At 74.4% G+C, this 13,527-nt stretch carries 13 protein-coding genes; 5 read left to right on the top strand and 8 right to left on the bottom strand.

Annotated elements, in window-relative coordinates; all coding sequences use genetic code 11:
* Positions 1–777, top strand: coding sequence for a pirin family protein (locus AB0C76_RS25335; protein ID WP_359969669.1), 777 nt, complete (start codon positions 1–3; stop codon positions 775–777).
* A 1-nt stretch (position 778) separates the two neighbouring features.
* Here the strand turns inward: AB0C76_RS25335 and AB0C76_RS25330 are convergent, their stop codons facing one another.
* A complete protein-coding gene (locus tag AB0C76_RS25330; protein WP_359969666.1) occupies positions 779–1,621 on the bottom strand; it encodes a serine hydrolase domain-containing protein in 843 nt (280 codons plus the stop codon).
* A gap of 118 nt (positions 1,622–1,739) precedes the next feature.
* Here AB0C76_RS25330 and AB0C76_RS25325 point away from each other — a divergent pair, with 118 nt between their 5' ends.
* The 3 genes from AB0C76_RS25325 (at position 1,740) to AB0C76_RS25315 (ending at position 4,397) form a co-directional block, all read left to right on the top strand.
* Positions 1,740–2,243: a MerR family transcriptional regulator gene (locus AB0C76_RS25325; RefSeq protein WP_359969663.1), complete on the top strand. Its 504-nt coding sequence runs from the start codon at positions 1,740–1,742 to the stop codon at positions 2,241–2,243.
* Positions 2,240–3,253 carry an aldo/keto reductase gene (locus tag AB0C76_RS25320; protein ID WP_359969661.1) on the top strand — a complete coding sequence of 338 codons (1,014 nt, stop codon included), beginning with the start codon at positions 2,240–2,242 and terminating at the stop codon, positions 3,251–3,253. The genes AB0C76_RS25325 and AB0C76_RS25320 overlap by 4 nt, the downstream gene beginning before the upstream one ends.
* A gap of 166 nt (positions 3,254–3,419) precedes the next feature.
* Positions 3,420–4,397, top strand: coding sequence for a WYL domain-containing protein (locus AB0C76_RS25315; RefSeq protein ID WP_359969658.1), 978 nt, complete (start codon positions 3,420–3,422; stop codon positions 4,395–4,397).
* Positions 4,398–4,414: 17 nt separating this feature from the next.
* On the opposite strand, the gene AB0C76_RS25310 is transcribed toward AB0C76_RS25315, so the two are convergent.
* The 7 genes from AB0C76_RS25310 to AB0C76_RS25280 form a co-directional block, all read right to left on the bottom strand.
* Entirely contained in the window at positions 4,415–5,632 is a 1,218-nt protein-coding gene (locus AB0C76_RS25310; RefSeq protein WP_359969655.1) for an alpha/beta hydrolase, read from the bottom strand.
* A 211-nt stretch (positions 5,633–5,843) separates the two neighbouring features.
* A complete protein-coding gene (locus tag AB0C76_RS25305; RefSeq protein WP_359969652.1) occupies positions 5,844–6,188 on the bottom strand; it encodes an MmcQ/YjbR family DNA-binding protein in 345 nt (114 codons plus the stop codon).
* A gap of 89 nt (positions 6,189–6,277) precedes the next feature.
* A complete protein-coding gene (locus AB0C76_RS25300; RefSeq protein WP_359969649.1) occupies positions 6,278–7,507 on the bottom strand; it encodes an acyltransferase in 1,230 nt (409 codons plus the stop codon).
* Positions 7,508–7,545: 38 nt separating this feature from the next.
* Positions 7,546–8,667, bottom strand: coding sequence for an alpha/beta hydrolase (locus tag AB0C76_RS25295; protein WP_359969646.1), 1,122 nt, complete (start codon positions 8,665–8,667; stop codon positions 7,546–7,548).
* A gap of 158 nt (positions 8,668–8,825) precedes the next feature.
* Positions 8,826–9,515, bottom strand: coding sequence for a response regulator transcription factor (locus AB0C76_RS25290; protein WP_359969643.1), 690 nt, complete (start codon positions 9,513–9,515; stop codon positions 8,826–8,828).
* Entirely contained in the window at positions 9,512–10,813 is a 1,302-nt protein-coding gene (locus AB0C76_RS25285; protein WP_359969640.1) for a sensor histidine kinase, read from the bottom strand. Before AB0C76_RS25285 ends, AB0C76_RS25290 begins: the two co-directional genes overlap by 4 nt.
* 94 nt (positions 10,814–10,907) lie before the next feature.
* A complete protein-coding gene (locus AB0C76_RS25280) occupies positions 10,908–11,603 on the bottom strand; it encodes a TetR family transcriptional regulator (protein WP_359969637.1) in 696 nt (231 codons plus the stop codon).
* Positions 11,604–11,832: 229 nt separating this feature from the next.
* Between AB0C76_RS25280 and AB0C76_RS25275 the strand changes: the two genes are divergently transcribed.
* Positions 11,833–13,437, top strand: coding sequence for an MFS transporter (locus AB0C76_RS25275; RefSeq protein ID WP_359969634.1), 1,605 nt, complete (start codon positions 11,833–11,835; stop codon positions 13,435–13,437).
* The last annotated feature ends 90 nt before the right edge of the window (positions 13,438–13,527 follow it).

Genomic DNA, 13,527 nt, shown 5'->3' with positions numbered 1-13,527 from the left:
GTGACCGACGCCCCCGCCCGCCCCCGCGCGGACCACCGCCGCACCGCCGAGCGCTACCTCTCCACCCCGGCCGAGGGCGTCGAGACCAGGCACGCGTTCTCCTTCTCGGGGCACTACGACCCGAAGAACACGCACTTCGGCGCGTTGCTCGCCTGCAACGAGGAACTCCTCGCGCCCGGGGCCGGATTCGACGAGCACAAGCACCGGGACACCGAGATCCTCACCTGGGTCCTGGAGGGCGCGCTGGCCCACCGGGACTCGCACGGCCACAGCGGCGTGGTGCGCCCGGGGATGATCCAGCACCTGAGCGCGGGCTCGGGCGTGACCCACACCGAGCGCAACGTCGGCGGTGCCGAGGGGCCGGTCCGGTTCGTCCAGATGTGGCTCCAGCCGGACGCGTTCGACGCGCCCCCGGCCTACGGGCTGCGCCGGGTGGAAGCGGCCGCGGGCGGGTTGACGCTGCTGGCCTCCGGGCTGGGGCGCGACGCAGGGGCGGACGTCCTGCGGCTGCGGCGCAGCGACGCCGCGCTCTGGCTGGCGACCGCGGGGCCGTGGCAGCCGCTGCCCCAACTGCCCGCCGCCGCTTGGCGATACGCGCACCTGACGGCCGGGTCGCTGGGCTACCGGACGGTGCCGGGCCCGAAGGGCGAGGGGCGTTCGATGGCGCCGGGGGACAGCGTGCGGATCACCGGTGACGCGTTCGCGGACCCGTCGGCCGGTGAGACCGGCGCCGAGCTCCTGCTGTGGGAGATGCACTCGCCGGTCTCGTACGGCTGACTCAGCCGGGCAGCCCCGGCAGCTCGGCCAGCACCGCGTCGGACAGCTGCGGCCAGGCCTCGGCCGCCCAGGGGCCGAAGTCCCGGTCGGTGAGGGCGACGCAGGCGGCCCCGGCCGCCGGGTCGACCCACAGGAAGGTGCCGGACTGGCCGAAGTGTCCGAAGGTCTCGGGGGAGTTGGCGGTCCCCGTCCAGTGCGGCGTCTTGCCGTCGCGGATCTCGAAGCCGAGGCCCCAGTCGTTGGGGCGGCGGTGGCCGAAGCCGGGCAGCACGCCGCTGGTGCCGGGGAAGGCGACCTCGCGGGTGGCCCGGTGGACGGTGGACGGGTCGAGCAGCTTGGGGGACTGCAGCTCGGCGGCGAACCGGGTGAGGTCGGCGAGCGTGGACAGGCCGCCGGCGCCGGCGGGGGACTTGTGGGCGGTGTTGACCAGGGTGTCGTGCATGCCCAGCGGCTCGAAGACGGCCTCGGCGACGTAGCGGGAGAATTCGATCCCCGCGGCCGTGGCGAGGGCGTTCGCCAGGGCGTCGAAGCCGGCGTTGGAGTAGAGGCGGCGCGTGCCCGGGTCGCCGAACACCCGGTCCTCGTCGAAGCCGAGGCCGGAGGTGTGGGCGAGCAGGTGGCGGACGGTCGAACCGGGCGGTCCGGCCGGGTCGTCGAGCTCGAAGACGCCCTCCTCCACGGCGACCAGCGCGGCGTAGGAGGTGAGCAGCTTGGTCACCGACGCGAGCGGGAAGAGGTGCTGCTGCGGCCCGTGCGAGCCCAGCACCGCTCCGTCCGAGCCCCGGACGACCGCCGCGGCGGCGTGGGGGACGGGCCAGTTCTCGATCATCCGCAAGCTCTCCATGGGCCCGACTCTAACGGGGCTCGAAAGCGGGTGGCGGGACCACCCGGTTGTGAGGCTTGCTTGGAGTGCACTCCAACTAGGTAGCGTCGTAGCCATCACGGCACAGGGGGTATCGATCATGGCCACACTCGCACCCGTCGAGGTCGACCTGCGGAGCTGTTCCGAGGTGTTCGACCGGCCGGTCGGCGATCCGGACCGGACTCCGCGGCACACCATCGGCGAGGTCTCCGCGGCCAGCGGTCTGACCACGCACACCCTGCGCTGGTACGAGCGGATCGGCCTGCTCGACCCGGTCGACCGCGCGGTCGGCGGCCAGCGCCGCTACTGCGACTCCGACCTGCACCGGCTGGCCTTCCTCGGCCGGCTGCGGCTGACCGGCATGTCGGTGGCGGACATGCTCAGGTACGTCGACATGGCCCGCGAGGGCGAGCGGACGTACGAGGGCCGGCGGCAGCTGCTGGAGACGCAGCGCGAGGAGGTCCGGCAGCGGATCGTCGACCTCCAGGCCACCCTCGCCGTCCTCGACTACAAGATCGATCTCTACGCGGGGAAGATCGCCGACGCCACCGGCGCACCCGTCCAGTGCCAGTACTACCGAGCAGAGGAAGAGCAGCGAGCATGACGCACCCCGCACTCCCCACCGCCCGACTCGGCGCCGACGGCCCGCTCGTCGGTGTCCAGGGCCTCGGCTGCATGGGTATGAGCGAGTTCTACGGCCCGACCGACACGACCGAGTCGCTGGCCACCCTGGACGCCGCGCTGGAAGCCGGCGTCACCCTGTTCGACACGGCCGACATGTACGGCTCCGGCCACAACGAGGAGCTGATCGGCCCGTTCGTCCGGGCCAACCGCGACCGGGTGGTGATCGCCACCAAGTTCGCCATCGAGCGCAAGGAGGACGACCCGGGCTACCGCGCCATCCGCAACGACCCCGGGTACATCCGGGCCGCGGTCGACGCGTCGCTGCGCCGGCTGGGCGTGGACGTCATCGACCTCTACTACATGCACCGCCGCAACCCGGATGTGCCGTTCGCCGAATCCGTGGGCGCCATGGCCGAGTTGGTGCAGGCCGGCAAGGTGCGCCACCTCGGGCTCTCCGAGGTGACCGGGGCCGAGCTGCGCGAGGCGCACGCCGTCCACCCGATCGCCGCGGTGCAGTCCGAGTGGTCGGTCTTCTCCCGCGACGTCGAGCGCTCGGCGGTGCCGGCCGCGGCCGAGCTGGGCGTCGCGTTCGTACCGTACTCACCGCTCGGCCGGGGCTTTCTGACCGGCTCCTTCCAGGACGCCGAGCAGCTCCCGGCGGACGACTTCCGGCGCACCCAGCCGCGTTTCACCGGCGCCAACGCGAAGGCCAACGACGCTCTGCTGGAGCCGGTGCGGCGGATCGCGGCGGACCGCGGGGCGACGCCGGCCCAGGTCGCGCTGGCCTGGGTGCACCAGCGGGCGCAGGTGCACGGGCTCACCGTGGTGCCGATCCCGGGCACGCGCAAGCGCACCCGGCTCGCGGAGAACACAGCCGCCGCGACGCTGGAGCTGACCGGCGCCGAACTGGCGCTGTTGGAGCCGGTGGCCGGCAAGGTGGCCGGGGACCGCTACCCGAGCATGGCGAACACGCAGGTCGAGCGCGAGTAACGGCCCCGGGGGCCTGGCCGGTTCGGCCCGGGGAGCTGTTCCGGCTCTCCGGGCCGCCGGCGTGCGGCGAATCAACTCCCATGTATCGAACGGGATTTCGTATCGACCCGGCAATGTCCGGGTAAAACCTGACAACAGCCGTCATGATTGCTGCGATTCTGCTGCCATGAAGGCCGACCGGCTGCTCTCGATCCTCCTGCTGCTGCAGAGCCGCGGCCGGATGCCCGCCACCGAACTGGCGGAGCGCCTGGAGGTGTCCGTCCGCACCATCTACCGCGACGTGGAGTCGCTCGCCGCGGCCGGCGTCCCGGTGTTCACCGAGCGCGGTCGGCGCGGCGGCATCGGCCTGCTGCCCGGCCACCGCGCCGACGTCGGCGGGCTGACCGGGGACGAGGCCCGCGCGCTGCTCGTGCTGTCCGCGCGGGGCGCGCACGGCGAGCTCGCGCTGGACGGGGCGCTCGGCTCGGCGCTGCGCAAGGTGATGGCGGCGCTGCCGGCGCCGGAGCGGCCCGCCGTCGAGCGCGGCGGCGAGCGCGTCCTGGTCGATCCGCCGCGCTGGCTGCCGAGCGGGGCCGGCGCCGCCGCGGGACCGGACCTGGGCGAGCTGCAGTACGCGGTCTTCGCCGATCGCCGGCTGCGCCTGCGCTACCGGCACGGCGGCACGCCGGTGCCGGTGGAGTACACCGTCGACCCGTACGGCCTGGTGAGCCGGGCCGCGCTCTGGTACCTGGTGGCCGACCTGAACGGCGAGCCCCGGCTGTTCCGGGCCGACCGGGTGCTGGCCGCGGAGACGGCCGAGGAGCCGGTGCGCCGCCGCCCCGGAGCGGGGCTCGGCGACGTGTGGGCGGTGCTGCGCGAGCACGTGGAACGGCGGCCGAACGAGCTGCCGGTGCGGGTGCGGGTGCGGCGCGGGCGGCTGGACCTGTTCGTCCGGGTCCACGGCGGGCGGGTCACCGCGCAGCCGCCGGAGGCGGGCGCCGGGCCGGCCGAGGAGTGGGTCGAACTGGCGATGGCCTTCCCCTCGCCGGCCGCCGTCCGCGCGCTGCTCGCCTTCGGCCCGGACGCCGAGGTGCTGTCCCCGCCCGCCGCCCGCCGGGAACTGGCCCGGGCGGCGGCGGAGGCGCTGAGGCTCTACCAGGAGTAGAACCCCCCCTGCGGGGATCAGGAGTTGGACTGCGGCCGGAGGACGACGTCCTGGTAGTGGCCGAGCGAGATCGCCGCGAAGTTGTGCAGGCTGTCGGTGCCCTCGGTGAAGTAGCCGTTGTGGCCGGCCGCGCGGGCCGAGGAGATCTCCTGGGCGCCGAAGCCGGAGGACGTCGGGTCGGCGCCGTGGCCCAGGCCGCCGACCTCCAGGTACGGGACGTTGCCGATCCAGTCGCTGGGGTTGCGGGTGGCCCACACCTTCACGCCGGTGCCGAGCTCGCTGGTGCTCTGCACGCCCATGCCGGGGCTGCCGAACACCATCATGTCGGTGACGCCGGAGGTGTCGGACGGCGAGGCCGCGGCGCGCGGGATCTCGGGGGCGGCGTCGCCGCAGACCACGGACCCGTAGGAGTGGCACAGCAGGGACGGCGGCGCGTCCGGGCGGGTGGTCTCCTTGAGCCCGGCGAGCAGGCGCTGCAGCCGGGGCGCGCCGATGTCGGCGAGGCGGGAGGTGACGGCGTCCGGGCCGAGGCCGGAGGGGGTGACGTAGCCGGTCCAGGCGATCACCGCGGTGCGGGTCTTCGGGGCCTGCTTGTGCTCCTCGGCGTACAGGGCGCGGGCCATGCCGGCGGGGGAGCGCAGCGGGTCGGCGGCCTGGTCGAAGTGGCCGAGGTCGGCGTCCGAACCGGGCACCAGGACGGAGACCCGCTCGGCGTCGGCGAGGTCGCCCCACACCTCGGTGACCAGGCCGCGCCCGCGCGGGTCGAAGGCGAGGACCTGACGGTCGGGGGAGAGCAGGTGCTCGACGTCGTTGGCGCGGGAGACGGCCAGCGCGCGGGCGTCGGAGTCGAGCCTGGGGTCGTTGGCGCGGGCGCGGGCGGCGTCGCGCTCCTCGGCGAGGGCGATCCGGTTGGCGCGGTAGCGCAGGTCGAGCGGGGCGCCGTCGAAGTTGCCGACGACCAGCGGGTACTGCCGGATCAGCCGGTCGAGCTCGGTGGGGGCCAGCGAGGCGAAGAACTCGGCGGCGGCGGCCGGGGTGGTGGTGGCCGGGTCGGGCAGGCCGCGGCCGAAGGAGTGGTCCTGGACCCAGGCGGCGCTGCCGGCCGGCGGCGTGCTGATCGCCAGTTGCTCGGTGGAGGCGGCGGCCGCGGCGGCCGAGGCGCCGGCGTCGGCGAGGACCGCGAAACCCGCGAACGCCCCGATCAGTACACGCTTCCAGCGTCGACGGTTGCGCACCGCACCAACTCCCTTGGGCCCGTCACCATGTCCTGGGCGGGGCCCGAGGGGTGCGTCAGACTGCGAACTTCCCTCCGCAAGCGTAGAGGTCACAGGAGGGTGACGGACCCGCCCAAACTGTGGGATGGATCACATGAACCACGGGTGTCCGGTTCGCGTCTTCCCGTGGTCCGGCACGCCCGCCGGGCCCCGGGATCCGCCGTCCCGGGCGTCACCGCGCTCCCTCGTCGAACTCCCTGACGAGTCGCTTCGGCGCGGTGCGCCGCCAGGCCTCGGTGACCAGGTCGCGGAGCTCCTCGGGGTCGACGAGGTCCAGTCGGACGCTCACCCAGCCGTGCCGGCCGACGTAGGGGGCGGACGAGAACACCTCGGGCTCGGCGGCCAGGAGTTCGGCCTGGTCCGCGGGGCTCGCCTTGACGGTGACCCGCTCGCCCTCGGGGGAGCCCATCGCGAAGATCTTGGCCCGCACCCGCAGCGTCTCGATCTCCCACGTCGGCTCCTGCGCGGCCTCCGGGAGAGCCAGGGCCATCGCGCGGAACTCGTCGAACGTCACCATGGCGGCAGGTTAGAGCACGCCGCCGACAACGCGCCCCCGGTGCGCGCCGAGGCGCTCCCGGGGGCGTGTGGCGGCTGAGGGCGGGCGGGTCACACCACGCCCAGCGCGTACGCGGTGAACAGGGCCGCCCCGGCTCCGGCCGCGGCCTTCCACGGGCGGGGGAAGGACGTCCACGGGGCGTCGAACCGCCGGGCGAACCAAGCGATCGCCACCAGCGCGGCCGTGAACAGGGGGAGCAGCGCCAGCCGGGCGGCCACCCAGGCGAGGGAGTCCGGCGCGGTGGTCAGCCCGGGGACGGTGCCGAGGCCGGCGGTGCCGGGCACCGCCACGGCGAGCATCGCGGTCTGGTGCCAGCAGAAGACCGTCATCGCCGACAGGTTGACCACGACCACCGGCAGCCACAGCAGCGGACGGCGGGTCAGCAGCCGGCCCAGGCGCTCCCGCAGCAGCACCGCGGCGCCGCACTGCGCCGCCGCCAGAGCGAGCACCAGCAGGGACGGCGGGTGCGAGTTGGTCCGCTCGACGCCGGGCACGCCGACCATGCTCGCCGGGTAGTGGAACACCAGCAGCAGCGCGGCGAACAGCACGGCGCCGCCGCCCAGCAGGACCCGCGCGGCCCGGCGGTCGAGCCGGCCCCGCGCCCACAGCACGCCCAGCTGGTAGCCGAAGAGCCAGCCCGGCAGGATGTTGACCAGCCCGACCCAGGACGGCACCGCCTCCGCCCACGGTCCGTACCGCAGTGCGTCGACGACGGCGACGACGGCCACCAGGAGCCCCGCCGACCACGTGCCGAGCCGACGGGCGGCGGCCAGCCAGACCGAGGTGAGCGCGGTCACCCCCAGGTAGACAGCGATGTACCAGAGCGGCTGCACCACCAGCGTCGCGCCGGTGCGGACGGTGCCGGCCGGGACGCCGAGCCGCGGCAGTACCGGGATCAGCACCGCCCACACCGCCGTCACGCCGAGCACCGGGCGCAGCAGCCGGACCGTCCGGGCGCGCAGCCAGCCCCCGTAGGTCGCGCCCCTGGCACGGGCGCGGTCCAGCGAGCGGACCGAGGAGTAGCCGCCGACCAGGAAGAACACCCCGAGCATCTGCAGCACCCAGCTGACCGGCGCGAAGCCGCCGAGGGCGGAGAGCGGGCTGGCGTTGTGCAGGGTGCCGTCGGGGTCGCGGGTGAAGCCGCCGAGCATCCAGTGCCCCAGCGGGACGGCGAGCAGGGCGAGGGCGCGCAGGCCGTCGAGGGCGCGGTCGCGGTGCGCGGGGGTGCGGGCGTCGACCTCGTGGGCGGTGCGGCGCAGGGCGGTGAGGGGGTGGGCCATGGCGGTGCTCCTTCTCCGGTTGAGGCGGTCCGGGCGCGTCAGCGGCCCTGTGCGAGCGCGGCGTAGGCGGTGAGCGAGGCGGTGCCGGGGGCGAAGTAGCCGGTGTGGCCGTGCGAGCCGGTGGACGGCAGGGGACGGGCGCCGAAGTCCGGGCCGGTCGGGTCGGCGCCGTGGCCCAGGCCGAACAGCGAGACGTTGGGCACCCGGCCGATCCAGTCGGAGCCGTTGCGGGTGGTGGCCCAGAGCGGGACGCGGGGGTCGAGGTCGGCGGCGGAGCCGACGCCCATGCCGGGCGAACCGAGCACCACCACGCCGGAGGCCTGTGCGGGGCCCGGGCGGGCCAGGCCGCAGACGACCGAGCCGTAGCTGTGGCAGAAGACGGTGGCCGGGGCCTCGGGGCGGGTGCTGACGGCGAGCCCGTCGAGCAGCCGGGTCAGCCGGCCGGCCCCGGCGCGGGCCAGGTCCTCGGTGGCGGCGTCCGGGCCGAGTCCGACCGGGGTGGTGTAGCCGGCCCAGGCGATGACGGCGGTCGTCCGGCCGGTGGCCTCGTACAGGGACCTCGCCATGCCGGCGGGGGTGCCGTACGGGTCGGCGGCGCGGTCGAAGCTCAGCAGGTCGATGTCGGAGCCGGGGACGACGACGGCGGTGCGGCGGGCGGTGGCCAGGTCGCCGTAGACCTCGGCGACCTGGCCGCGGCCGCGCGGGTCGAAGGCGAGGACCTGCCGTCCGCCGTCGAGCAGGGTGCGGTAGCGCTCGGCGCGGGTGCGGGCGGCGGCCCGGTCCTGCGGGGTGAGCGCCGGATCGGCGGCGCGGGCGGCCTCCCGGTCGCGTTCGGCGGCGAGGGCCAGGGCGTTGGCGTGGTACCGGAGTTGAACGGGCGCGCCGTCCAGGTTGCCGACCACCAGCGGGTGTCCGGCGGCGAGTGCTTCGCGCTGGGTGGGCGTCAACCGGGCGAAGAACGCGGCGACTTCGGCCGGGCCGGCGGCGGCCGGGTCGGGCAGCCCGAGGCCGAACGCGGTGTCGGCCGTCCACGCGGCGCTGCCGGGCGGCGGGCCGGTGACGGCCTGCTGCGTGTCGGCGGCCCAGCCGCCGGCGCCGAGCGCCGCCGCGAGTGCCACCGTGGCTGCGACGATCGCACGTTTGGCCCGAAGCTTTCCCATCTTCCCTTGCTCCCTTGTCCGTTGCTCACTGGCGACGGAGAGGAAGGTAGGAACGGGAAGGCCCCGCGGACGTCACACCGCGGGGCCAAGTCGGGGATGCTACCCGGGTATCACTCCCGCCCCGAGGCGAAGGGCGTGCCCGGGGGAGAGCGGGCGGGTCACTGCCCGGGGGCGACGAGCCCGGACTCGTAGGCGAGCACGACCGCCTGGGCGCGGTCGCGCAGGTCGAGCTTGGCGAGGATCCGGCCGATGTGCGTCTTGACCGTCTGCTCGGCCAGCACCAGGAGGCCGGCGATCTCCTGGTTGGACAGGCCGCGGGCGATCAGCTCCAGCACCTCGGTCTCCCGCGGAGTCAGCCCGTTGAGCCGCACCTTGGGGTCGCGCCGCCGGGCCGGGCGGGTGCGGGCGAAGTCCTCGATCAGCCGGCGCGTCACCGAGGGCGCCAGCAGCGCCTCCCCGGCCGCGACGACCCGCACGGCGGCGATCAGGTCGGTCGGCGGGGCGTCCTTCAGCAGGAAGCCGCTCGCTCCGGCGCGCAGCGCCTCGTACACGTAGTCGTCCACGTCGAAGGTGGTCAGCATCAGCACCTTGGGCCGGTGGGCGCCGGCCCCTCCGCGATGGCCGGGCGCCGGGTCGAGCAGCCGGCGGGCCGCCTCCAGGCCGTCCATGCCGGGCATCCGGACGTCCATCAGGACGACGTCCGGATGGGTGCGGCCGCTGACCTCCAGGGCCTGCGCGCCGTCCGCCGCGTCCCCCACCACGTCGATGTCGCTCTGGGCGTTCAGCAGTGCGGCGAAGCCGGCGCGCACCATGGCCTGGTCGTCGACGATGATCACGCGGATGGTCATGCGGGTGTCTCCCGGGAGGGGTCGAGGGGCAGGGCGGCGGCCACCTTGAAGCCGCCGTCCGGCAGCGGGCCGGTGTCCAGCCTGCCATCCACGAGCCGGACGCGTTCGCGCATTCCGACCAGCCCCTGCCCGGTGCCCTCGGCCGAGGCCTCCAGCGACTCGCGACGCTCGGGCGGCGGCGCGTTCACCACGGTGACCAGCAGTTCCGGGCCGTCGGCCGTGAGCGACACCCAGGTCCGCGCCCCGGGCGCGTGCCGGACGACGTTGGCCAGCGCCTCCTGGACGATCCGGTACGCGGAGAGGGCGACGGCCTGCGGCAACCGCTGCGCCAGCCCCGGATCCGCCGTCAGCTCGGCCGGGACCCCGGCCCGGCCCACCGTCTCGACCAGCTGGCCGAGTTGCTCCACGCCCGGCTGCGGAGCGGTCTCGGCCGCGCTCTCCTCGCTGCGCAACACCCCCAGCAGGCGCCGCATTTCGGCGAGCGACTCGCGCGCGGAGCCGGCGATCGCGGTGAACTCCTCGACGGCCTCGTCCGGGACGCCGCCGATCCGGTACGGCGCGCTGGCCGCCTGCACGGCGATCACCGACATGTGGTGCGCCACCACGTCGTGCAGCTCGCGCGCGATCCGGGCGCGCTCCTCCAGCAGCGTTCGGCGCTCGCGCTCGGCCTCGCTGATGTGTTCCTGCTCGGTGAGCAGCCGACGGGCCTCGGCGCGTTCCCGCAGGGCGCCGCCGAGGAGCAGGACCGCTCCGCTGAGGGCGATCGCCAGCAGGCTGTCGTCCCCGCCCCAGTCGCGCACGGCGCCGAGCACGGAGAACACGAGGCTCACGGCGGTGGTGGCCAGCCACACCGCGACCAGGGTGCGGCGCGCCTCGCGGAGGGCGAGCGGCAGCATCAGCAGCAGGTACCCGACCAGGTTGGTGGCCGGCCAGGGGAAGACCGGCGCGGTCCTGGTGGCCGTGGCGAGCACCACCGCGGACGTGAGGAGGGCCGTCAGCCCGATCATCCACCAGGCGGGCAGCGGCCGGGTGGGCGCCAGGAGCAGCGGCGCGGTCTGCGCGACGGCGAGGGCCGCCGCGAGCCCGGTGTCGATCCCGTAGTCGTTGGCCAGCACGTTGATCGAGCTGGGCAGCAGTGCGGCGATCGCGGCCAGCGCGAGGACGTACGGCAGGTGGCGCAGCCAGGGCCGGCGCGACTGTGCCAGGAGCGGCGTGTGGTCGGTGGACGGGCTCAGCAGCACCGCGAACAGGGCGCGCGGGGACCGTCGGCGGGGCTTCCCGGTGGGCGGGGCGATCATTCGGCCAGCGTAGGGGCGGCTGGCGCGGGCGGCGTCGGACCGGGGACCGGATTCCGCCTAGTACTCCGGTATGACTCCGGTGTGACGCCGGGTGCTACGACCGCCAGTGGCCGGCGAGGGCGGGGCCGAGCTGGTCGAAGTGGCGTTCGATCAGGGCGATCATGCCCTCCGGGCCGGCCGGTTCCTGGTCGGCGGTCCAGGAGAGGTGGGCGGCGCGCAGCACGCTGCCGAAGACGGCGGCGAGGACGGTGGGGCGCAGGTCCAGGGCGGGGTCGAGGCCCTCGCGTTCGGCGATCACCTGGACCACGACCCGCTCCTGTTCGGTGACCCGGCGCAGGTGGGCGGCGAGCAGGGTGGGGGTCTCCTCGATCATCCGCATGAGTTCGAGGGCGCTGTGGATGGAACCGAGGCCGGTGTGCTCGGCGCTCCCGAGGTCGCGCCAGGCCTTGACGATCGAGGCGCGCAGCGCCTGGAGCGGGGTCTCGGCGGCGGGGCGGTGGCGCAGGCACTCGATGAAGTAGTCCTCGGCGTCGGCCATGACGGCGAGCGCGACCTCGTCCTTGTTGGCGAAGTAGCGGAAGAAGGTGCGCTGGGAGACGTCGACGGCGGTGGCGATCTCGTCGACGGTGGTCTGCGCGAAGCCCTGGCCGAGGAAGAGGACGTGGGCGGCCTGGACGAGGGCGTCGCGGGTCTGCTGCTTCTTGCGCTCGCGCAGTCCGGGCACCCGCCCCGGGGGCGTGACCGGCACGGGGCCCGTCGGGGCGTCGGGGTGGGGGGCGTGAGCGGCCATGGCGGGGCCTTCCGGGCGCGGGTGCGGTCGGGGTGGGAGGACAACCTTAGCGGCCTGACAAATGGCAGCACTGGCCAGAAGTCAGCCTTTGCCCATTGTCAGCGACTGACATAATCTGCCGGAAGTGGCGCCCGTCGGGCCGGGTAGCTCGTGGGGACGGGTGGGCCGGGGCGCCACGACCACGTTCCTTCGGTTTCGTTCGCCGCACACGCCCCGTGGAGGGCCCCAGATGAGCCAGTCCGTCGTCAACAACGCCAAGGCGGACGACCCGCCGCAGCGCTCGGCACCCCCTGGGGGTGGGATCAAGGGCCACCCGTGGCTGACCCTGCTGACCGTCGCGGTCGGCGTGATGATGGTCGCCCTGGACGGCACGATCGTCGCGATCGCCAACCCGGTCATCCAGGAGAAGCTGAAGGCCGCGCCGTCCGAGATCCAGTGGGTGACCAGCGGCTACCTGCTCGCGCTCGCGGTCTTCCTCATCACCGCCGGCAAGATCGGCGACCGCTTCGGGCACAAGACCACGTTCCTGGTCGGCGCGGTCGGCTTCGCCGCCACCTCGGCCGCGATCGGCTTCGCCGGCAACATCCAGACCGTGATCGCCTTCCGCGTCCTCCAGGGCCTGTTCGGCGCGCTGCTCCAGCCGGCCGCGCTCGGCCTGCTGCGCGGGGCCTTCCCGGCCGAGAAGCTCAACATGGCGATCGGCATCTGGGGCGGCGTGATCGGCGCCTCCACCGCGGCCGGCCCGATCGTCGGCGGCCTGCTGGTCGAGCACGTCAGCTGGGAGTCGGTGTTCTTCATCAACATCCCGGTCGGCCTGATCGCGCTCGTCCTCGGCCTGCTGGTGCTCCGGGACGTCCGTGCCGAGAACGCCGCCAAGTCCTTCGACGTGCCCGGCATCGTGCTGCTCTCGGTCGCGATGTTCGCCCTCGTCTTCGGCATCATCAAGGCCCCCGAGTGGGGCTGGGGCGACGTGTCCACGCTGCTGCTCCTCGGCGGTGCCGTCGTGCTGATGGTGCTGTTCGCGCTCTGGCAGGGCAAGGCCAGGGAGCCCCTGATCCCGCTCGGCCTGTTCCGCTCGGTCCCGCTGTCGGCGGGCACGCTGCTGATGGTGCTGATGGCCTTCGCGTTCTTCGGCGCGATCTTCTTCGTCACCTTCTACCTGCAGAACGTGCACGGGATGACGCCGGTCCAGGCGGGCGTCCACCTGCTGCCGATGACCGGCATGATGATCGTCGGCTCGCCGATCGCCGGCATCGCGATCGGCAAGCTCGGCCCGCGCGTCCCGATCGTGGCCGGGATGCTGATCACCACCGCCGCGATGTTCGGCATGTCCACCCTGGACACCGGCTCCGGCACCGGCGTGATGTCGCTGTGGTTCGTCCTGATGGGCCTCGGCATCAGCCCGGTCATGGTCGGTGCCACCGAGGTGATCGTCGGCAACGCACCGCTGGAGCTGTCCGGCGTGGCCGGCGGCCTCCAGCAGGCCGCGATGCAGGTCGGCGGCAGCCTCGGCACCGCCGTGCTGGGCGCGCTGATGGCCGCCAAGGTCGGCGACGTGCTGCCCGGCAACTGGGCCGAGGCCGGTCTGCCGCCGGTCGAGGGCCCGCAGGCCGAGGGCCTCAAGCAGGCCGCCCAGCTCGGCATCGCCCCGCCGGCCCCGCCCGGCACCCCGCAGCAGGTCGTGGACGGCATGGCCGGTGCGGTCCACCAGTCCTTCGTGAGCGGCATGTCGCTCGCCTTCGCGGTGGCCGCGGTGGTGGCCTTCGGCGCCGCCCTGCTCGGCCTGCTCACCCGCCGCGGCGCCAATGACGCGGGCCCGGCCGTGCACATCTGACAGTGAGGATGTTCATGAGCGGTTCCCGGGCAGGTCTGACTCAACCTCTGACTGACCTCGGGTCCTCAACCGGATCTGTCGGCCTCGTCC

Source organism: Kitasatospora sp. NPDC048722 (assembly GCF_040650235.1).
Classification (GTDB): domain Bacteria; phylum Actinomycetota; class Actinomycetes; order Streptomycetales; family Streptomycetaceae; genus Kitasatospora.
This window is presented reverse-complemented; position numbering and strand designations above follow the sequence as displayed.